Annotated in this window: 22 protein-coding genes; 18 read left to right on the top strand and 4 right to left on the bottom strand. The window is 39.2% G+C overall.

The genetic code is table 11. The features are described 5' to 3' along the window. The first annotated feature begins 105 nt into the window (after nt 1-105). From SH603_RS10115 to SH603_RS10090, 6 genes are all read left to right on the top strand, one after another. The gene (locus SH603_RS10115; protein WP_013923736.1) at nt 106-1,236 is read left to right on the top strand and encodes an IS30 family transposase; all 1,131 of its coding nucleotides are present in this window, start codon (nt 106-108) and stop codon (nt 1,234-1,236) included. A gap of 60 nt (nt 1,237-1,296) precedes the next feature. Continuing rightward, nucleotides 1,297-3,699 (top strand): Xaa-Pro dipeptidyl-peptidase, encoded by a 2,403-nt coding sequence (locus tag SH603_RS10110; protein ID WP_321533917.1) that lies wholly within the window; start codon nt 1,297-1,299, stop codon nt 3,697-3,699. Nucleotides 3,700-3,799: 100 nt separating this feature from the next. After that, nucleotides 3,800-4,711, top strand: coding sequence for a proline-specific peptidase family protein (locus SH603_RS10105; RefSeq protein ID WP_003669047.1), 912 nt, complete (start codon nt 3,800-3,802; stop codon nt 4,709-4,711). An 88-nt stretch (nt 4,712-4,799) separates the two neighbouring features. Then, on the top strand, nt 4,800-5,513 hold the full coding sequence (locus SH603_RS10100; RefSeq protein WP_169472742.1) for a helix-turn-helix domain-containing protein: 714 nt from the start codon (nt 4,800-4,802) through the stop codon (nt 5,511-5,513). Then, the gene (locus tag SH603_RS10095; RefSeq protein ID WP_318635842.1) at nt 5,399-6,361 is read left to right on the top strand and encodes an IS3 family transposase; all 963 of its coding nucleotides are present in this window, start codon (nt 5,399-5,401) and stop codon (nt 6,359-6,361) included. Before SH603_RS10100 ends, SH603_RS10095 begins: the two co-directional genes overlap by 115 nt. A 165-nt stretch (nt 6,362-6,526) precedes the next feature. Then, on the top strand, nt 6,527-7,450 hold the full coding sequence (locus SH603_RS10090) for an IS30 family transposase (RefSeq protein ID WP_321533676.1): 924 nt from the start codon (nt 6,527-6,529) through the stop codon (nt 7,448-7,450). A gap of 95 nt (nt 7,451-7,545) precedes the next feature. On the opposite strand, the gene SH603_RS10085 is transcribed toward SH603_RS10090, so the two are convergent. Then, the gene (locus SH603_RS10085; protein WP_013923736.1) at nt 7,546-8,676 is read right to left on the bottom strand and encodes an IS30 family transposase; all 1,131 of its coding nucleotides are present in this window, start codon (nt 8,674-8,676) and stop codon (nt 7,546-7,548) included. 241 nt (nt 8,677-8,917) lie between these two features. Between SH603_RS10085 and SH603_RS10080 the strand changes: the two genes are divergently transcribed. The 6 genes from SH603_RS10080 to SH603_RS10055 all read left to right on the top strand — a co-directional run bounded on the left by SH603_RS10080 (nt 8,918) and on the right by SH603_RS10055 (nt 13,901). Continuing rightward, the gene (locus tag SH603_RS10080; protein ID WP_169471538.1) at nt 8,918-10,009 is read left to right on the top strand and encodes an ABC transporter ATP-binding protein; all 1,092 of its coding nucleotides are present in this window, start codon (nt 8,918-8,920) and stop codon (nt 10,007-10,009) included. Next, the gene (locus SH603_RS10075) at nt 10,009-10,815 is read left to right on the top strand and encodes an ABC transporter permease (RefSeq protein WP_169471537.1); all 807 of its coding nucleotides are present in this window, start codon (nt 10,009-10,011) and stop codon (nt 10,813-10,815) included. The genes SH603_RS10080 and SH603_RS10075 overlap by 1 nt, the downstream gene beginning before the upstream one ends. Next, entirely contained in the window at nt 10,815-11,633 is an 819-nt protein-coding gene (locus SH603_RS10070) for an ABC transporter permease (protein ID WP_102816872.1), read from the top strand. Before SH603_RS10075 ends, SH603_RS10070 begins: the two co-directional genes overlap by 1 nt. Further along, on the top strand, nt 11,630-12,703 hold the full coding sequence (locus tag SH603_RS10065) for an ABC transporter substrate-binding protein (protein ID WP_152744893.1): 1,074 nt from the start codon (nt 11,630-11,632) through the stop codon (nt 12,701-12,703). Before SH603_RS10070 ends, SH603_RS10065 begins: the two co-directional genes overlap by 4 nt. Before the next feature lie 112 nt (nt 12,704-12,815). Continuing rightward, a complete protein-coding gene (locus SH603_RS10060; protein ID WP_225436778.1) occupies nt 12,816-13,466 on the top strand; it encodes a hypothetical protein in 651 nt (216 codons plus the stop codon). A 9-nt stretch (nt 13,467-13,475) separates the two neighbouring features. Further along, a complete protein-coding gene (locus SH603_RS10055) occupies nt 13,476-13,901 on the top strand; it encodes a hypothetical protein (RefSeq protein WP_225436779.1) in 426 nt (141 codons plus the stop codon). Nucleotides 13,902-14,188: 287 nt separating this feature from the next. On the opposite strand, the gene SH603_RS10050 is transcribed toward SH603_RS10055, so the two are convergent. After that, nucleotides 14,189-15,493, bottom strand: coding sequence for an MFS transporter (locus SH603_RS10050; RefSeq protein ID WP_169471043.1), 1,305 nt, complete (start codon nt 15,491-15,493; stop codon nt 14,189-14,191). A gap of 181 nt (nt 15,494-15,674) precedes the next feature. Then, nucleotides 15,675-17,066 (bottom strand): APC family permease, encoded by a 1,392-nt coding sequence (locus tag SH603_RS10045; RefSeq protein WP_169471042.1) that lies wholly within the window; start codon nt 17,064-17,066, stop codon nt 15,675-15,677. A gap of 128 nt (nt 17,067-17,194) precedes the next feature. Here SH603_RS10045 and SH603_RS10040 point away from each other — a divergent pair, with 128 nt between their 5' ends. Genes SH603_RS10040 through SH603_RS10020 form a run of 5 tightly spaced genes read left to right on the top strand, consistent with a single transcriptional unit; the run spans nt 17,195 to nt 20,059 of the window. Beyond that, nucleotides 17,195-17,605, top strand: a complete 411-nt coding sequence (locus SH603_RS10040; protein ID WP_169471041.1) for a bis(5'-nucleosyl)-tetraphosphatase — start codon at nt 17,195-17,197, stop codon at nt 17,603-17,605. 6 nt (nt 17,606-17,611) lie between these two features. Next, nucleotides 17,612-18,184 carry a guanylate kinase gene (locus SH603_RS10035; protein ID WP_169471040.1) on the top strand — a complete coding sequence of 191 codons (573 nt, stop codon included), beginning with the start codon at nt 17,612-17,614 and terminating at the stop codon, nt 18,182-18,184. Nucleotides 18,185-18,224: 40 nt separating this feature from the next. After that, complete coding sequence (locus SH603_RS10030; protein WP_169472945.1) at nt 18,225-18,662, top strand: Fur family transcriptional regulator; 438 nt, start codon at nt 18,225-18,227, stop codon at nt 18,660-18,662. Nucleotides 18,663-18,721: 59 nt separating this feature from the next. After that, entirely contained in the window at nt 18,722-19,201 is a 480-nt protein-coding gene (locus SH603_RS10025; RefSeq protein WP_169471038.1) for a hypothetical protein, read from the top strand. Between the two features lie 18 nt (nt 19,202-19,219). Continuing rightward, complete coding sequence (locus SH603_RS10020) at nt 19,220-20,059, top strand: DUF6681 family protein (protein WP_153703505.1); 840 nt, start codon at nt 19,220-19,222, stop codon at nt 20,057-20,059. A 53-nt stretch (nt 20,060-20,112) separates the two neighbouring features. On the opposite strand, the gene SH603_RS10015 is transcribed toward SH603_RS10020, so the two are convergent. Further along, nucleotides 20,113-20,364, bottom strand: coding sequence for a PspC domain-containing protein (locus tag SH603_RS10015; protein WP_003664828.1), 252 nt, complete (start codon nt 20,362-20,364; stop codon nt 20,113-20,115). 318 nt (nt 20,365-20,682) lie between these two features. Between SH603_RS10015 and SH603_RS10010 the strand changes: the two genes are divergently transcribed. Continuing rightward, on the top strand, nt 20,683-21,219 hold the full coding sequence (locus tag SH603_RS10010; RefSeq protein WP_144227591.1) for a TetR/AcrR family transcriptional regulator: 537 nt from the start codon (nt 20,683-20,685) through the stop codon (nt 21,217-21,219). Nucleotides 21,220-21,238: the final 19 nt, after the last annotated feature.

Below are 21,238 nucleotides of genomic sequence, written 5' to 3'. Positions count from 1 at the left end.
GAATGAAGTTAGCCACCCAGTTGGTGGTAAATAAAAAACGCCATTCGGCGTGACATCAGGTATCATATTAAGTGAACCAAACCTATATGAAAGGATGTCCGTCAAATGACGCACTTAAATGATACCATGTCTACTAGTTTATTGACTACTCATAAAAAGAATGCTCATCTTACTAAAGAAGAACGTGTGATGATTGCGACTTTAAAGTCGCAAGGACTTTCCAATCGCGCAATTGGTCGCCAATTAGGAGTTAATCATCAAACAATTAATAACGAGCTCAACCGTGGTACGGTCCGCCAACTTCGTCGTCAAAAATCTAATGGTAAGATTTACGAATATTCTTACTACATCTATAGTTATGAAGCTGGTCAGGCCACATATCTTGAACATCACCGCCATTCTGGTCGTCGTCGCTTATATTATTCTTCAAAGCAATTTTTACGATTAGCTGATCAGCTAATGCTTGGTGAGTTTGACGACCACCATTACTCCCCACAAGCGGTTATTTATAAGGCTCGAGATTTAATGAATGATGGCACCCTGATCCCAAAGTCGGTTGTAACTTTATATCAATGGATTAATGAGGGTGTGCTTCGTACGTCCAATTTAGACCTCTTTGAAAAACCTAAACGTAAGCATCATCGAACTCATCCGCAAGCTAAAAGGTGCTTAGGGCCTAATATTGCTCAACGACCTCAAACTGCGGACCAACGGTCCGAAATTGGCCATTGGGAACTAGATACAGTTCAGGGACAGAAAAACGGTAATGACAGTGTTGTACTAGTAATGACTGATCGCCTTTCACGAGTTAATATCACGAGTAAAATTGCTGGTAAAACTGCGCATGCAGTAAATCAGTTCTTTATAAATTTACGCCAGAAAATGGGCACAGATGCTTACTATCGCATCTTTAAGACAATAACCTCTGACAACGGTTCAGAATTTAGTGAGTTAACACAAGTTCACGATCATGTTTTCTATGCTGATCCGTATTCCCCTTGGGAACGTGGATCCAATGAGATCAATAACCGGTTTCTCCGCAAGGAGATTACCAAAGGTGAAGCTATAAATAACTATAGTAGTGCTCAGATCATAGCGACTAATGATTGGATGAATCACTATCCACGAGCTATGTTTAATGGACATTCGTCAATGGATATCTATCGTAAGGCCTTCTACCAAGAGATATCACAGCTCCATCAACCAATAATCAATTGGTCAGTATTATTTATTTGAGTCCAGTGGCTAACTTATTCTTGAAATTTAGGATATCAAATTTTATACGAGGTGTTCCAGATGAAAATCAATCAATTTAGTATTACTTCGACTACACCACAAGCACGGCGCCAAGAATTAATGCAGATTCACTTGCTTCGGAAAAACGAAGAACAAACTTTAACACCGAACGCAATGTTTGAAACCTTCTTAGCACGAATTCATATGGCAAGTGCCCAACCGATCATCACTAAACAGTGGCTTCATGACCTATTAGCTACTCCTGACCTTGCTCTTGATGATTGGTTTGACCAGAATCAAATATTAACCGATGAAGTATTTTACCTCGTCGCTCTCCAACTACTCGATTTTGAGGCCGCAGTTGATTTTGATATTACAGATCCCCTTGCTACAGTTAAGAAAATTGGCTTGCCAGTCGAATCACATCAAAAATGGACAACCGCAAACGTTACCGATGCTTTTTACCTTCTTTTAAATACTCACAACAAAAATGGTCAATCGCTTATTGATCATTTAACGGCAGAGGGCTTTATGGCTTGGAGTTACCAGCTTCCAGCTGAACAAAAACCACTCTTTTTCAATGGAAAGCCGCTTGCTAGTTTTGATCCTGCTAAATTCATTCGTGAGGTTGTTTACATTGAGACCGATATGGATACTGATTTTGATGGTAAAGCAGATTTAGTTAAAGTGGAAATTATGCGGCCAATCGAATCGGACCATGGACTAAAAGTTCCCGTTGTCTTTACTGCTAGTCCTTATAATCAAGGAACAAACGATGAGTGGGGTGAAAAAGCAACGCATAACGTCAATCTTCCTTTGAAACATAAGGATCCTGATTATCAGGCCCCGACTGAAGAAAAATTTCCGACTGACTTTTCACGCCAAAAAGTTACTGGCGAAAGCCGGCAAGCTACTGAGACATTTAGTACCACGCCAGCCTACACACTAAATAATTACCTCGCCGCCCGTGGTTATGCGGTTGTTTATTCAGCCGGAATTGGTACCAAAGATTCGGACGGTCTGCAAACGTGTGGTTCTCCAGAACAGACTGATGCGATGAAGGCTGTCGTCGAGTGGCTTCATGGTGATCGGCAAGCCTTTACTGAACGTCATAGCGGTACCACAATCAAGGCGACCTGGTGTAATGGTAAAGTCGCAATGACAGGACGCTCATATCTCGGCACTCTAGCCACCGCTGTCGCAACCACTGGTGTACCTGGCCTCGAAGCAATTATTAGTGAAGCTGGCATTTCCAGCTGGTATGACTATTACCGAGAAAATGGCCTTGTCCGTGCACCCGGCGGCTTTCAAGGAGAAGACACCGACGTTTTAGCCGATGAAACATTCAGTCGGACCAAACGTCCCGCAGACTACCGCCGAATTGAAAAAGTAAATGATAAATATATCGCTAAAATGCAAGGAGCAATGGATCGGACGACTGGTAATTATAATCAATTCTGGGACCACCGCAATTATCGGCATGATCTCGAAAACATCAAAGCTGCCGTGATGATGGTGCATGGCCTTAATGATACCAATGTCCGTCCTAGTAACGTTAAAGCACTTTATGACGGCATTCAAAGTCTGCCAATTACAAGCAAACTCATCCTTCACCAAGGACAACATATTTATATCAATGCCTTTCGTTCATTAGATTTCTCTGACATGGTTAATCTCTGGCTTGCTAATAAGCTCTGGGGTCAAGAAAATCATGCTGATGATACCCTGCCAAGTGTTCTTGTGCAAGACAATAGCACCCCCGAAACTTGGACCGCATATGATCAATGGACTGCAGGCGAACAAAAACAGTACCAATTTAACGACCATCGCCTAACGAATTTGCCCGGACTAGGAATCCAAAGCTTTAATGACCAACAACCAGAAGAAAAGTACCTTCAATGGTGTAAACAACCCCAAGCATGGGCAAAGGCACTCGTGAATGATAACGGTCAATTTAGTTGGCGCTTCGTAACTGCTGTATTTAATGATGATACGCTTCTCCGCGGAACTCCGACTGTCACATTAAAAGTAGCTTCTTCGAAAAATTATGGAATGATTAGTGCCCGGCTTGTTGACTTGGGCAGCAGCAAGCGTCTTACAATGTCACCTGTTCTGTTTAATCGTAATGGTCTTGAATTAGGTTATCACTGGAAGACAGATGACCTTCGTGAATTTAAATTAGCAAAAGAAGCAACTAATTATAAAGTAATCGCAAGTGGGCATATCAATTTGCAAAATCGAAACAATCCAGCACAAGTTGATGAATTAGCCGCTAATCAATTTGTCACTGTTAAGTTTGATCTTCAACCAATTTTCCACCGAATTGTAGCTGGTCATCAATTAGGGATCATTATTTATAGCACTGATTACGAATACACGCTTCGTGGCAACGAACGGATTGAATATCAATTAGCGTTGAATGGCTGTCATCTTAGTATTCCAGGTGTTACTATTTTGAACTAAATGCTCACTAAAAAGACAGCGCGTTAAAACTAGTTTTAGCAGAATTCAGCTAATTGCGGTAAAATAGTTAGTATTACTAATAAAAAGGAGAGATTCGAGAATGAAACAAGGCACTAAAATTATTACCCTTGATAATGGCTATCATCTATGGACGAATACCCAAGGTGAAGGTGATATTCATTTATTGGCTTTGCATGGGGGTCCTGGTGGCAATCATGAATACTGGGAAGACGCTGCTGAACAATTAAAGAAGCAAGGTCTGAACGTTCAGGTAACAATGTATGATCAATTAGGTTCACTCTATTCTGATCAACCAGATTTTTCTGACCCTGAGATTGCGAAGAAGTACCTTACTTACGAATATTTCCTTGATGAAGTAGATGAAGTACGAGAAAAGCTTGGCTTAGACAATTTCTATCTTATCGGTCAAAGTTGGGGTGGCCTTTTAGTTCAAGAATACGCTGTTAAGTATGGGCAACATCTTAAAGGCGCAATTATTTCTTCAATGGTTGACGAAATTGATGAATATGTCGACCGAGTTAATGAATTACGGGAAAAGACTCTTTCTCCAGAAGCGGTTGCCTTTATGAAAGAATGCGAAGCCAAGAATGATTACAGTAATCCTAAGTATCAAGAATACGTTCAAGTAATGAATGAACAATACGTTGACCGGAAGCAGCCATCCAAGCTTTATCATCTTAAAGACCTTGGCGGCACGGCGGTTTACAACGTCTTCCAAGGTGATAACGAATTTGTGATTACCGGTAAGCTTAAAGACTGGCATTTCCGTGACCAACTGAAGAACATTAAGGTGCCAACTTTAATTACATTTGGTGAACACGAAACGATGCCAATCGAAACTGCTAAGACAATGAATAGTCTCATTCCAAATTCACAGCTAGTTACTACTCCCGATGGTGGTCACCACCACATGGTAGATAACCCCGATGTTTATTACAAGCACCTCGCTGACTTTATTCGGAATGTTGAAAATAATACGTTTAATAATTAATAAAAAGACCGGGGAAACGTTGGCTATAATGCCCTCTGAGTATACAGATGAAATAGAAAATTCATCTTATACTCGGAGGGCTTTTTCTATGGGAAGAAAATCTAAATACTCAGCAGAGGAAAAACTCTTAATCCTCAATGAAGTTTTACGAAATGGAATCCATAAGGTAATAACTAAGTACAAGATTAGCCAAAAAACTATCAGGCGGTGGAGTCTTCTATACAAGTATCAGGGAATGCCAGGACTTCAAACAAGTCATCATAATCAAAGCTACTCTAAAGAATTTAAAAACTCATTGGTTGAACAATATCAACAAACAGATGAGGCATTAGATTTATTTGCGATAAAACACGGTTTACGATCTCAAAGGCAACTAGAACAATGGATTATCCGGTATAATGAATCTAACTTAAAGGCCTATACGCCAAGAAAGCGAGATTCAAAAATGAGTGGACGAAAGACTGACTTTGAAGAACGACTTACTATCATTGAAGAGTTGATTAAGCATGATGTGAACTACAATTGGGCAGTTGAAAAGTACCATATTAGTTACCAACAAGTTTATGGCTGGTATCAAAAGTATCGCAAAAGCGGTAATGACCCAGAATCACTTCGTGATCGCCGAGGCAAAGCTAAGCCAGAAGAGAAGTGGACGGAAGTTGACCGACTCAAGGCAGAAAATCACTTATTAAGGGCTCAGCTAGAAAAGCAAGAGATGGAGATTGCGTTCGCAAAAAAATTAACAGAAATACGCAATCGGGAGGTGGAAAAGGACTCCGGTACCAAGCCATCAAAGAACTAAATCAAGAAAATGGATGGTCAATTAGCCAGTTGTGTAAAATAGCTGATTCTTCGCGAGATGGTTATTACAAATGGCTCAATCGAAAGCCAAGTCGATATCATAATGAGCAAGCAGAGTTACTTGAAGCGATTGTAGAGTTAGAAGAAGAACATAATTGGACGCTGGGATATTTAGCGATGACTACACAGTTAAGCTTTGAAAACCGTTTAAGCTTTACCGCTGGATTAAAACGAATAACTAATTGCATGCGTAAGCATGGAATTAGAGCAAATATTAGGAAGAAGAAGCGCAATCGAATTCAACGCCATGAAGAATACATCAATGACAACTTATTGCAGGGACAATTCGACCGTGAAACTAAAAATGAAGTGTGGGTTACCGACACAACGGAAGTTGCCTACGGCGAACACACACTTCATAAAGTACGAGTACACGTTATTTTAGATTTATATGGTCGTTACGCTTTAAGCTACAATATTTCAGACACAGAAACTTCATCAGCAGTAATTGAAACCTTTAATCGTGCTTTTACGGTTGAACCTGATGCGCAACCAATGATCCATACTGACCGCGGATCAGCTTACTGCTCAAGTATGTTCAACGACTACTTAGCCTCTAAAAATTGTATTCATAGTATGTCACACCCCGGTCATCCTTGGGAAAACTCCCCCATAGAGCGTTGGTGGAATGACTTCAAGCTAATCTGGATTAACAAACATAATCGTCCTAAGACGCTAGCAGAGCTAGAACAGCTCGTCAAAGGAGCCATTGAATACTTTAATACCAAACGCGCTTACACAAGCAAAAACGGCTTGACCGCGGAACAATTCCGCAATCAAGCTGCCTAAAATTTTTATCTATTTGATCTGTATACTTGACGGGACATAGTGCCGTTTCTCGGTCTTTTTATTAAGGCAGATTGTAAAATTTAAGTTGAACATTTAAGTGGACAGAAAAACCCATCAAGGTCTTTAATGGTGTTACCACACAATCCATTAGAAAGAAGGACCTTGATGAGCACCACTATTTTATCATTCCAGAACCGTGTTGTCATTGAAACGCTTCATAATGAAGGACGTTCCTTGCGATACATCGCTAACTACTTAGGCTTTAGTAAGACCACCATCTTTAACGAACTTCACCGGCTAAATAGTGGGTATCAAGCTGAACTAGCGCAAACTGACTTTGAACGCAAGGTTAGTCAACGGGGGCGGAAGTCTTCACTCACTAAAAGCCTTAAGCACTTGATTGAGGAAAAGATTCAAGTCCAGAAGTGGTCCCCTGAACAAGTTGCCCATGTAGTTGGGATTGCCTACAAGACGGTCTATAACTGGATTGATCAAGGATGGCTTGATGTACAGTTACCCGATTTGCCTGATCATGGAATTCGTCGTCATCGTGCTAAAGAAAAGCGTGGTACGTTCAGTCACGGCCGCTCCATTGAGGAGCGTCCTCATAAAGTCGAAACTCGCCAAGAATTCGGCCACTTTGAAGCTGATACCGTACTTTCTGGCAAACGTAAAGGTCAAGCTGTGGCGACTTTTGTGGAGCGTAAGAGTCGCCTGACAATTGTTAAACGGCTCCATGGTCGCGACAGTCAGTCCATGACTCAAGCCGTACTTGAACTAGCTAGTCAACTTCAAGACAAGCTCAAGACGCTTACCGTGGATCATGGGAAAGAGTTCGCTAACTATCAGGCAATTGAACAGCTAACGGGTACTCAGGTTTACTTTGCCCATGCCTATTCACCGCACGAACGCGGTAGTAATGAGAACCGTAATCGAGTTTTGCGACGGTTTATTCCCAAGGGACAAGCCATTGAAGAGCTGAGCGATCGCCAGCTGGTTCAAATCAATTGGTATCTGAATTCCCGACCACTTAAATGTCTTAACTGGCACACACCAATCGAGATCTTCTTGATTAATCTACGTCACTAAATTCGTTCAAGTTATTTCTTGCAATCTGCCTTAATTATTCATGAATCATATTTTAAAAATATCCCTAAATTTCAAGAATAAGTTAGCCACTGGACTCAAATAAATAATACTGACCAATTGATTATTGGTTGATGGAGCTGTGATATCTCTTGGTAGAAGGCCTTACGATAGATATCCATTGACGAATGTCCATTAAACATAGCTCGTGGATAGTGATTCATCCAATCATTAGTCGCTATGATCTGAGCACTACTATAGTTATTTATAGCTTCACCTTTGGTAATCTCCTTGCGGAGAAACCGGTTATTGATCTCATTGGATCCACGTTCCCAAGGGGAATACGGATCAGCATAGAAAACATGATCGTGAACTTGTGTTAACTCACTAAATTCTGAACCGTTGTCAGAGGTTATTGTCTTAAAGATGCGATAGTAAGCATCTGTGCCCATTTTCTGGCGTAAATTTATAAAGAACTGATTTACTGCATGCGCAGTTTTACCAGCAATTTTACTCGTGATATTAACTCGTGAAAGGCGATCAGTCATTACTAGTACAACACTGTCATTACCGTTTTTCTGTCCCTGAACTGTATCTAGTTCCCAATGGCCAATTTCGGACCGTTGGTCCGCAGTTTGAGGTCGTTGAGCAATATTAGGCCCTAAGCACCTTTTAGCTTGCGGATGAGTTCGATGATGCTTACGTTTAGGTTTTTCAAAGAGGTCTAAATTGGACGTACGAAGCACACCCTCATTAATCCATTGATATAAAGTTACAACCGACTTTGGGATCAGGGTGCCATCATTCATTAAATCTCGAGCCTTATAAATAACCGCTTGTGGGGAGTAATGGTGGTCGTCAAACTCACCAAGCATTAGCTGATCAGCTAATCGTAAAAATTGCTTTGAAGAATAATATAAGCGACGACGACCAGAATGGCGGTGATGTTCAAGATATGTGGCCTGACCAGCTTCATAACTATAGATGTAGTAAGAATATTCGTAAATCTTACCATTAGATTTTTGACGACGAAGTTGGCGGACCGTACCACGGTTGAGCTCGTTATTAATTGTTTGATGATTAACTCCTAATTGGCGACCAATTGCGCGATTGGAAAGTCCTTGCGACTTTAAAGTCGCAATCATCACACGTTCTTCTTTAGTAAGATGAGCATTCTTTTTATGAGTAGTCAATAAACTAGTAGACATGGTATCATTTAAGTGCGTCATTTGACGGACATCCTTTCATATAGGTTTGGTTCACTTAATATGATACCTGATGTCACGCCGAATGGCGTTTTTTATTTACCACCAACTGGGTGGCTAACTTCATTCTATAATCCACCATAAAATTTGATATATTAATTATCGCACTTTTATAATAATTTGCTTAGGATAAACAGTGTTGCGATTTAAGGCGTATACTTTATACTAAGACTTAGTTTAAAAAATGATGATTGGAGAAACGCTGATGGTAAAAAGCATAATGGAATTTCAGCATGTAAGTAAACAGTATGATGATAACGTTGTGTTGCGTGATATAAGCTTTGAAATTGAGGCCGGTAAATTCTATACCTTATTAGGACCATCGGGATCAGGAAAGACAACGATTTTGCGCTTAATTGCTGGTTTTGATCATCCTAGTAGTGGAAAAATTTATTTTGATGGAAAGCAAATCAATGATATTCCAGCCAATCAACGGCAAGTCAATACCGTCTTTCAAGATTACGCCCTTTTCCCTCATATGAATGTGGCAGAAAACGTTGCCTTTGGATTACAAATTAAGGGTGTCAAAAAAGCAGAAATTAAACAACGCGTAAAAGAAGCTTTGCACCTGGTTCAATTAGATGGCTATGATGATCGGGAAATTACCGCGATGTCTGGTGGGCAAAGACAGCGAGTTGCCATTGCCCGGGCAATAGTTAATAAGCCGAAAGTACTATTGTTGGATGAAGCCTTGTCTGCGCTGGACCATAAGTTACGAGTTCAAATGCAGACTGAATTGCGGCAATTGCAACGGCGGCTGGGGATTACTTTTATCTTTGTTACTCATGACCAAGAAGAAGCATTAGCCATGAGTGACCAGATTATGATTATTAATGACGGTAAGATCCAGCAAAGTGGGACGCCCGTTGATATTTATGATGAACCGCTTAACCATTTTGTGGCTGATTTTATCGGTGAAAGCAATATTGTCCCGGGCATTATGAAAAAAGACTATGTAGTTTCAATCAATGGTCAAGACTTTGATTGTGTCGATGCGGGGATGAAACCAAACGAAAAGGTTGAAGTTGTCATCCGGCCAGAAGACCTTGACATTACGACGGTTGAGAAAGGAAAATTAGTCGGCACTGTTGAAACCCAGCTTTTCCGTGGCGTTGATTATCAAATTACGGTGATTGACCAACGTAACCATAAGTGGAAGATCAATTCTATTCATAAAACAAAGGTCGGGGCTAAAGTAGGGATTACATTTGATCCCGAAGATATTCACGTTATGCGGTATAACGAAAGTGAAGAAGATTTTGATGCTCGCCTTGATAGCTATGAGGAGGGGGACTAATGCGGCAAAAAGCGATGTTTATCGTCCCATATGCATTGTGGATTATCCTATTTGTGATTGCGCCATTGGTATTGATCCTTTATCAATCATTTTTTAATATCAATGGTCAGCTGACCCTTAATAACTATGCTGAATACCTGACATCGGGTGTTTATCTTAAGATGACGCTTAACTCTGTCTGGTATGCCTTTTTGATTACCCTTGTGACATTGGTGATTAGTTATCCGACAGCTTATGTTTTGAATAGATTGCCTAATAAGCAGTTTTGGCTATTGTTGGTGATTTTGCCAACATGGATCAACTTATTATTGAAGACTTATGCATTTATCGGCTTGTTTAGTCGAACGGGGACAATTAACGGTTTCCTCCAGTTTATGGGTCTTGGAAGCCACCAGCTTTTGTTCACGGATGCCAGTTTTATGTTTGTGGCTGCTTATATTGAAATTCCGTTTATGGTTTTGCCAATTTTTAATAATCTTGCCGAAATTAACCCGTCACTAATAAATGCCAGCTATGACTTGGGCGCTACTCGTTGGCAAACCTTTCGCCGAGTGATTTGGCCCCTTTCTATGCCGGGCGTAAAAGCTGGAATCCAAGCGGTCTTCATCTCATCGCTCTCCCTCTTTATGATTACCCGCTTGATTGGTGGAAATCGTGTAATTACTTTAGGGACTGCGATTGAAGAACATTTCCTCACAACGCAAAATTGGGGAATGGGTTCAACGATTGGGGTCGTGCTGATTATCGCAATGTTTATTATTATGTTTATGACTGGTGATAAGAAACAGAAAGGAGGACGCCATTAATGAAAAAGCGGCGATGGTCATGGGGAAAAGCATACCTGGCGTTAGTTTTTGTGATCTTATATGCGCCAATTTTGTATCTAGTTGTTTTTTCCTTTAGCAGCGGACAAACAATGGAAAAATACCATGGCTTTTCTTGGCAACACTATGCGGATTTGCTTGCGGATACGCGAATGATTACCATTGTTATTAATACCTTGTTAGTAGCATTTTTGGCGTCACTATTAGCAACGATTATCGGTACATTAGGAGCCTTGGCAATTAAGGATGCACGGCGCCCGTGGAAGAATAGTTTATTATCCTTGAATAATGTTTTAATGGTCTCGCCCGATGTAATTATTGGGGCAAGCTTTTTAATCTTTTTCACCATGCTGGGGGTAAGACTAGGCTTTGTCTCAGTCCTCTTAAGCCATATTGCCTTTTGTATTCCAATTGTTGTTTTAATGGTGTTGCCAAAATTAAATGAAATGTCCCCAACATTAGTAGATGCTGCCTATGATTTAGGGGCCAGTCGCTGGCAAGTTCTTTCTCGGGTAGTACTGCCGTCAATTGCCCCGGGTATTTTTGCGGGCTATTTTATGGCTTTTACGTATTCACTTGATGACTTTGCTGTGACCTTCTTTGTTACTGGAAATGGCTTCTCGACATTATCGGTGGAAATATATTCGCGGGCGCGGCAAGGAATTAACCTTGAAATCAATGCCCTCTCTACGTTGATGTTTATTGTTTCGCTTCTGTTAGTAATTGGCTATTACCTTATTAGTAAACGGGGCGGTCGACGGACACGGATTGTGGCTGTTAAAGAGGGGGATGCACAATGAAAAAGATATTTACTGCATTCCTCGCAATTGTCGTTATTTGTATTTTGCTAGCGCTTGGGGATGTTGCTCTCAACCAGCAAAAAACTGGTGGTGGAAAACAAACTCTGACAATTTACAATTGGGGAGACTATATTGATCCAGCATTGATAACGAAATTTGAACATCAAACTGGCTATCATGTAGATTATGAAACCTTTGATAGCAACGAATCAATGTTAACCAAGATTCGGCAAGGTGGGACTAATTATGATGTCGTTGTGCCGAGTGAATACACTGTTCAACGGATGAAAAAGGAGCATTTAATTGCACCTCTTAACCATCAGAAATTACCTAACCTTAAGTATATTGATCCGCAATTTTTAAATCGTTCTTTTGACCCCGACAATCGTTATTCTGTACCATACTTTTGGGGAACGTTAGGTATTATCTATAATGATCAAAAAGTAAATGGCAAAGACGTCCAGCATTGGGAACAACTTTGGAATCCGCGCTTAAAGAATAATGTCATGTTGATTGACAGTGCGCGGGATGTGTTTGCGGTTGCACTTATTACTCAGCATCATTCTGTTAATACGACTAACTACCATCAATTGAAGCTTGCGCAGGCCCATTTAAAGCAGTTGACGCCCAATGTAAAAGCGATTATTGCTGATGAGATGAAGATGTACATGGAGCAAAATGAAGCAGCCGTGGGTGTGACCTATTCTGGTGACGCGCGCGAAATGATGAATATTAATCCGCACCTTCACTATGTTGTGCCAAGCGAAGGAAGCAATATATGGTTTGATAACATGGTGATTCCTAAAGCAGCACGTAATAAAAAGGCGGCTTACGAATTTATTAACTTTATGTTAGATCCCCAAAATGCGGCTCAAAATGCTCAATACGTTGGATACGCGACACCAAATAAAGCGGCTAAAAAAGAATTACCTAAGAAAGTTACTAATGACAAAGCTTTTTATCCTCCTGAAACAACGATGAAGCATTTGCAAGTATATCGTGATTTGCCATTACGCGTTTTAGGTGAATACAATGATTTATTTTTAGAATTTAAGATGTTTGCTAAATAAAAAGCTAATAGGACTTCTAGCATTAAAAATCATGTTAGGAGTCCTATTCTTTTTCTTTTATAAGGGGATGTGGTTTACTAAAAATAAAAGGCAAAGTGATCGGAGGTTGCTTATGAAGAAAATTTTAGCAATTAACCATGAATTTGTTGCTCGAAGCTATATTCTATTTCCAACGTTGCTATTTGCATTCTCTATCATTGCCCATGCAAATATAATCACATTTGTTTGGCCGTTCATTTTTGTTTACACCGTTGAAAAAGTAATGCCCTTTATTCTCGATGGACGCCTAAATTTAGCTTCTTGGTCTGGTGTTACTAAGTTTTGTTCGGTTATTGCTTTTATTGGGGGAACCCTTGCTTCTATTGGAATTTATTTTCGCTTTGAGTGGCTTGCTAGCTTGGCGGCGATCTTGATCGGTTTTGGCGTGACAGGATTAAAATTGCTCGGCGATCCTAATAAGGAAATTTCCGGGATTGATTTGAAGCGAGTAAATGTTATCGCGGGCTTTAGTGTAATTATCGGACTGATCGCCCTCGGGATTTTACTGATGAAGCTGCCGTTAGTTGTCGGTTTTGTTTTTTATACTTTTTTCCTGGGCTTGGAAGTTATTTACGCTTACGTTGTTGTTAAACGAGATAAGACACCATTGGATTTAAAATTCTCTTTTAATTTAAAAACGGCTTTTCCTGCCATCGCCGTGCTTACCGTGGTTTTTATTATTAGTTTCTTTAAGAAGACGGGGCAAATTTCTGATTTTAGCTAGGCCCTAATCGTGCTAGCAATTATTGGGATTATCCTTGAACTACGAAATATTCTGGGACAACCTTTTAAACTATTTCGTATTTGGCTCGGAGCGATCAAGAATTATGTCATTATCTATACTTTACTATTTGCTTTTCAACAGAATAAAGCTTATTGGATTTTCATTGTTTTTATCGAATTGATGCTTTCGGGAATGTTAGTAGGCGCATTGAGTCCTAAATTGCAAAAGATTCCATTAACTACTCGCTATAAAACTACCCTTATCTGTCTTACTCTTGGCTTATTCTTAACGTATACCGATTACCTATATTTGCTTGGGACAGCGATAACAGTCTTTTGTGCCATCTTATTAGGAAAGTGGGCACGAAAACAAGTTCCCGATAAATATAGCAGTATCGATCAAAAACTATCCGTATTTGGTTCGCTTTGTAATTAAATTATTTTATTTGGTGCTTTGGAATTAATTTCATATTTTCAACTTGATAATAAGAGCGCGCTCCTTATTCCGTATATCGATCACCAACAGGAGCTGCAATATAGTCGCGGGATGTTTTACTTGCGAGTTAGCATGATTACTTTATTTGTTATTACTGGTATTTTTGTGATTTATCATGATCGTAAGTATTTATTTGTTAAAAATTGATTAGTCTATTGGATTGATGTTTAAAACTAAAAATGGTCGGTGAAAAATTTAAAATTTTTCCGACCATTCTATTATTAATGTTAAATATATTTTGGTGAAGTTTCAGGTGCCCATAAAAGACAGATAGTACCACCTATAAGTAAAACAAGAGTACAAACTAGCATTGCTAAAATGGGACCGCCAAGATGAGTTAAGATTGGTAATAAGAATGTTCCACTAGCAGCCCCAAAACGACTGATAGTGATACAAGTACCAACTCCACTGGCTCGAACCTTAACATCAAATAGTTCTGTTGGATATGGATAATCAAGGACAAGTCCTGAAGATAAGACTATCGCAAAGATCGCAAAAACGCTAATTTGGAAGAAAGGTGAAAAGTTATTGCCAATTATTAATAAGATAAGGGCTGCTGCTGAAAGGAAAAATGTTCTTACCAAAAACATCCGCCTGCTAAGAATCTTGAAGATTAAACTACCGAAAATTACGCCGATAAGGACGCAACTATTATAGATAATCCCAGAGAGGTTGTTATTACCAAGATCCATACTTTTTAGGAGAATTGGTAAGAAGATACTGATACCGAAAAATGAAAATGCCTGACAAGCATAGAATAAGCCACCAACAATGGTTTTTCGGCGATAAGGGGGATTAAATAGGGTTTTAAGAGAGACATCTTTTGGTTTTTTACTACGAATTTGTTTTAATGATAATCCCCATTTTTTCCCGAGATGTTTTTGAATTAGTTTTTGAGCAGTTTTATTTCTCCCTTGACTTGCTAACCAGCTCGGAGATGCAGGAATTTGGAAGATTGACCGATAGATTGCAGCCATCAGTCCCGGAACGACACTTGATGCAAGGATAACTTGCCAATTATGAGCACCAAACCCTGTTACTAAAATTCCCGCGATGTATGAAGTAATAAAGCCAATTGTCCAATAAATGATTAGTTGGCTTTGTAGGCGTCCGCTTTCTTTTGCTGGTAACCATTCTACCAATAGAGCATTCCCAACAGTATAGTCAATGGCAATCATTAAACCAATTAAAATCCGTAAGATAAACAGGATAATAAGATTCATTGTTACTAATTGTAAAAGAGAAAATATAGAAAAAAGATACATATCGAGCATCAACATTCTTCGCCGGCCAAATTGGTCAGCGATTTTACCCATTAAAGCACTCCCAGCGAGTCCAATTAAACTCCCAGCACCAATTAGGCCAACCCAAAAGTCGGTAATATTGATATAATCGATTGCTTGGGAAAGGGCAGTTCCACTAATTCCAAGAGCAAAACCACAAGCAATTTGTCCAAGAGCGAGGGCAAAATATATTCGAAAGTGAATTGATGATAAAGGTGCTTTTTTGTAATTCTTCTTTGTATATTCCATAAAAAATTAGGCATATGTGATCAAAATTTGGCCTAACTAATTGATTCCTCCTTGTGAATAAAAAAGTAAGTAATACTACCTTAACAAAAAGATGGTATTTAATGCAAATTGCTATCTTAAATAAAAAGGGAGTGGAAAAATAATTTTCTCACTCTCTACATAACTCTTAAATTTTTTGCTATTAATTCTTATCTGCTAACTTACTGTGCCAGTAGCCGTAAGTGAAGTAGATGATAATTCCGATTCCAAACCAAATTGCTGCTCCAATATATGTTTCTTTTTGCAACTGGGTCATCATGCCAAGGCAGGCGAGACCAGAAAGAATTGGAAGCACAGGGTAGAGGGGCACCTTAAAGCCTCCACGATTACCGATATCCTTTCGCTTACGAAGCGGAATAATCCCGAATGAAACGAGCATGAAAGCAAACAAGGTTCCGATGTTAACTAAACTTGTAAGTTGATCAAGGGAAACAAGTCCTCCCATGACGGCGATAATAATCGCAACAATCCATAATGCAACTTGTGGCGAGTGGCTCTTTTTATCAAGCTTTCCTAAGAATGAAGGAAGCAAACCGTCACGACCAATTGCATAGATCAAACGAGAACTAGAATAGATCATTGAAACCATCATTGTGAACATTCCGATCAAAGCCCCAATTGACAATAATTCTGCCAGCCAGTCTTGATGAACCATCTGTAAGGCGAATGCCACTGGATTGGCAACGTCAAGTTTGGTGTACTTAACCATCCCAGTTAGGACTACGGCAACACCAGTATATAAGATTGTTGCAACAGCAAGTGTCCCAATAATTCCTAGAGGCATATTTCGTTTAGGATTCTTAACTTCGGCAGCCGAACTGGAAACACAGTCGAAACCAAGGTAAGCAAAGAAACCGATCGTTGCCCCGTGAATCACACCCTTCATGTGGTATGGAAGGAAAGGATGGTAATTTTTGGACTTAATGAAGAAGAAACCAACAATAATAAAGATCAAGATAATTGCAATTTTAAGGAAAACAGCAATGTTATTGATACGCAATGAGGATTGCATTCCTCGTGAAAGCATTACTGTAATTAAAAGAACAATTACAACCGCCACGATATTTATGTAGGTACCATGGGCTGGATCAAATGGACCTGAGAGTGCTTTAGGAAGATGAATACCGAATCCTTCAAGCAATGTATTGAAGTAGGCTGCCCAACCTGTAGAAACAGATGCAACAGCTAACATGTATTCAAGAACTAATGCCCATCCAAGCAACCAGCCAAGGAATTCACCAAACACTACATTTCCGTACGAGTATGCACTCCCAGCAACTGGTAATGCAGAAGCAAACTCAGCATAACACATTGCAGCTAGCGCACAGACAATCGCTGAAAACAGAAATGACAATGACACTCCTGGTCCAGCTGAATTTGCGGCAATTGTTCCAGGGAGAATGAAAATCCCAGTACCAATAACAGTACCGATCCCAATTGCCATGAGATCACGAGCATTCATTGATTTAACGAAAAGCTTGTCTTCACCAAGATACCGATCGAGACTTTCTTTTCGCATAATGTTTAAGCTCATCTTTAACCCACCTTTGCTATAATAAATTGTACGTGCCGAAATGGTTCATCACGTTTATAATTAATAATGATACCTTAGTTAATATTAAAAGTAAATTAGAAAAATTTAATTACAAAAGAGGGATAAAAATGGCAATTGAAGTTACTAGTGGCGCAGTTGTATATCGTCAAGGCGAAAATGGAATTGAGTATTTACTCTTAGAAAGTCAAAATAAGGGACACTTCTGGGGATTCCCGAAAGGTCACATTGAAGGCAATGAATCACTAGAAGAAACAGCAATTCGTGAAATAAAGGAAGAAACGCAATTAGAATTACCAATTGATACAAGTTTTAAGGTGTATACCGAATACGACTTACCAAATGGCAATCATAAGCAAATGACCCTTTATACTGCCGAGTTAGATAACAAGGAAGACATTCATCTGCAAGCAGAAGAGATTAAGAATTGCGGATGGTTCAACTATCAAGATGCTCGTGAACGGTTAACCTACGAGAATTTAAAAGAATTATTGGATCAAGTTAACGATCATTTAAAATAAGCAATTATGAAAAATAATAAGTATGTGTTTATTGTGACAGGAGCAGCTGGCTCAGGTAAAACAACTGTCGCTAACTATCTTCAAAATCATTATGATATGCATCGGGTAATCACCCATACGACGCGGCGGCCACGTCCAGGGGAACAAGGTGGGGTAGACTATCATTTTGAAACACCGACTTCCCTGAAAAAACTCCATTTACTTGAGCAAGTAACTTATGACCAGTTTCAATATGGTTCTTCATTAGAAGGTTTAGAAGAAGGATGGAAACAAGGGGAAAATGATGTGATTGTTCTTGACACAGCTGGTGCGATTACTTACCATCAACAACTTGATGCTCAAGCAGTGATTATTTTCTTGACCGTTACCCATATGGCTTCTTTAGCTAAGAGAATGACACTGCGGGGCGATAAATTGAGTGCGATTCGTTCTCGTTTACATAGCAAAGAGTATCACCGTGATCTTGCTTTACCAGCGGCTTTAAAAGGGATCGCTTATGTTGTAGTTAATGATCAATGGAAAAATACTAAACAACAAATAGATATAATTGTTAGGCAGATATTATCCAAAAAGAATTAAAATATGATACAATATCATCTTTAATCGGGAGGAAAAAAGATTGGAGAAATTAATTGATCAAGCACAGGCCATTATTAAAGACCATCATTTGCGGTGGACTAAGCAACGTAAAATGATGATTGAATCAGTTGCACGACACCCTGATCGTTACTTTCATATTGTAGAAATTGACCAATATCTTCGAGAACAATTCCCTGGATTAAGTCACGATACTATTTATCGGAATTTTAAAGAATTTGAGAAATTGGGCATTGTCGAATTGCGTCAACATCATGATCAGATGCAGGTTAAATATTCGTGTGATTTTACTCATCACCATCACTTTATTTGTGATATTTGTGGACGAGTTCAAGAAATTCAAATGCCACCAATTGATAAGAAATTCTTTGAGGAGCAGTTGCCAGGAGTTAAAATCACTGGGCATCGGTTTGAATTGCATGGGATATGTGCCCAATGCCAGAAAAAATCTTTACAATAAATTCATATTTATTGGGCCAGTTTTCGTGTATTATATACTCTGGAAAAGGAGAATGAGACATGGGAGCAAAGATACCGCCATTAGTAACCCCATTTGCACTTGTATCATTGGTACTTGCGTTGGGTGCCACCAATGTAGTGGTTAATAAAGCAACGCATACTTCTGAGGGTGCAAAAGTAACATCAGTATCAACAAGTCGCCAATTTCAGCAATCGGGTGATGAGGAAAGCAATCAATCAAGTCGGAATTCACAAAGCGATCGTGATGATGATAATGATGAGAGTGCAAGTAGTTCATCAACTACCCGGACAAGTAATAGCAACAATACAGCGGATGATACTGGGGATACTAATCAAACTACACGGTCAGCAGGAAACACTGGCACAGAAACATCGACAAATCGATCAGCAAATACAAATGAAAGTACGAGTGCTAATCGAAACAGTACCTCACAATCAACTGGTACAACAACTAACAATAATACAACGACACAGGACACAGCTGGTGGTAATGCTACCGGAACAACTACGACTGAATGATAAGGAGGCGGGTTATTAATGTTTAGTTTTCTTGATATGATTAACTCGTCATTGAGTTACTTTAACCTTGATGTAAAGTTAAAGAGTCGTATTTATATCATTATTGCTTCACTAGGCGATATTTATTTAGTTTATGTTACGTTCCGACTCTTTATGAATCATGTTTGGCTGCGGGCATTGTTATATTGCTTAGCAGTGATTGGATTAACATATTTTATCTATCTTAATTTTGTCTTTTACTTTCTTGAGAAGACTTCACGATTTGATTTTATTTCACCGCGTGTCGCAAAGATTACTGGTCAAAAATTTGAGGACGGCAAAGCTAAGACCCCTCTTGATGCACAACAACGACTAGCAGCAGAATTGGCAAACCGGTCAAATGGTTTGTTTGCTAATGCCGACACGATCCCAGCAGCAGTGGCAATTGACGAACATGAACAGCATAATTTACAACGTGTTGTTGACCAACTATTAATGGAAGGTGTGTTTGTTAACGGCTATGATGGTCTGAGTGAAAAAGAAATCGTTGAACAATATCAGGCAACTGAAAAACCAGTTACGGCTTTGAATTCACAATCTGTTCCTCCATACTTTGAATTGGTTCATGATGAGTTGCGACACCGTCTTGAAATCTACATCGGAATGAACCAAATGGAACGACGCCCGGTTGGTCATATTACCAAAATCGGCCTAACCGATGTCCATACTGCTCATGATAAGTATCAATTATATCTTGCAGCAGTAGTTGTTACTGGAGGCCCGAATAAGATTGCTGGGCGAAGCGGCTCAACAATTTTAACGGAAGAAGATTATGGACTACAAGTTCAAGTAGCTTATAAACAACGAAATAATGCTTAAAAAAGCTGAGATTGGAATTTCTCCCAACCTCAGCTTTTTTGCTGCAATCAACATTATTTTTCTCTGAATTCACCGTCGACGATATTGTCATCATTATTTGTCTTATTATCATTATATTCAGGCATTACGAGAGCAGCTAAGAGGTAGAAGACTCCTAGCGGGAAAAAGCCAGTAAAGACGAAAATGAGAATTCCGATTATCCGCACGAGGGTTTCATCAAGACCGAAGTAGTCAGCGATACCCCCAAAGACACCAAGAAATACTTTATCTTTGGATTTAGTTAAATGTTTTTTAGTTTTTGCCATTATGAAGCCTCCAATCGCATAGCTTTGATACTTTTATTATACAGTATTTTAGAGAAGAGATTTAGCAAGTTAATAATTATTTAATACGTTTTACTATAAAAGAGCGATAAAGTTATTACTGCCGTGCTTGACCATTTAAATTTAGGAGCATATTATAGTTTTCGTTTGATTAAGATACAAACAAGAGCCTTTTTTTACGAACGAAAAGCTATTTTTGTCTTATTGTAGGATAATTATCTTTAATTACCCCTGTTGTGCTGAATTGCAATAAGTTAGAATAATCATGTTAAATTTGTATTATTTGGGGAGGCAAGAGTTATGCGTGTTACGAGAACTATTCGTGACTTTGAAAATGCATTGATAACGTTATTAGAGAAAAATTCTTTTGAAAGTTTGACGGTTGATCAAATTTGTAAAGAAGCATTGATGCACCGGAGCAGTTTTTATCGCTATTTTAGTGATAAATATGACCTCTTAGAGCAAACGTTAAATGCACAAATTAATAAATTGACGGAGAATACAGATTCTGAAGATGACATTATTAAGCAATTATTATCATACATTGATAAAAATAAGGATGTTATCCGTCATTTAGCACCTAATAGTGCACGAAGCTCTTTGTATACCGAAATTTTAAATATTTTAAGTCAGGTTCTTTTAGAGCGGCGTAATCTTGATACTAATGATCCAATTGTAACGGCGCTGCAAAAGTCTGATAATCCTGAGATGCTTGCTTACGTATTAAGTGGAGCTATTATCGGGACTTTTTACTGGTGGCAAGGCAATAATTATGACGTACCAACTGAGGACGTTATTAAGTTTGCAAGAGCAGCTACCAAGTCATTAACAAACTAAAATTATGAAAGGATAAATT

This window comes from Limosilactobacillus reuteri (assembly GCF_034259105.1).
Taxonomy (GTDB): Bacteria; Bacillota; Bacilli; order Lactobacillales; family Lactobacillaceae; genus Limosilactobacillus; species Limosilactobacillus reuteri_G.
The sequence above is the reverse complement of the archived record's forward strand: the minus strand, read 5'-3'. Positions and strand labels throughout refer to the sequence as shown.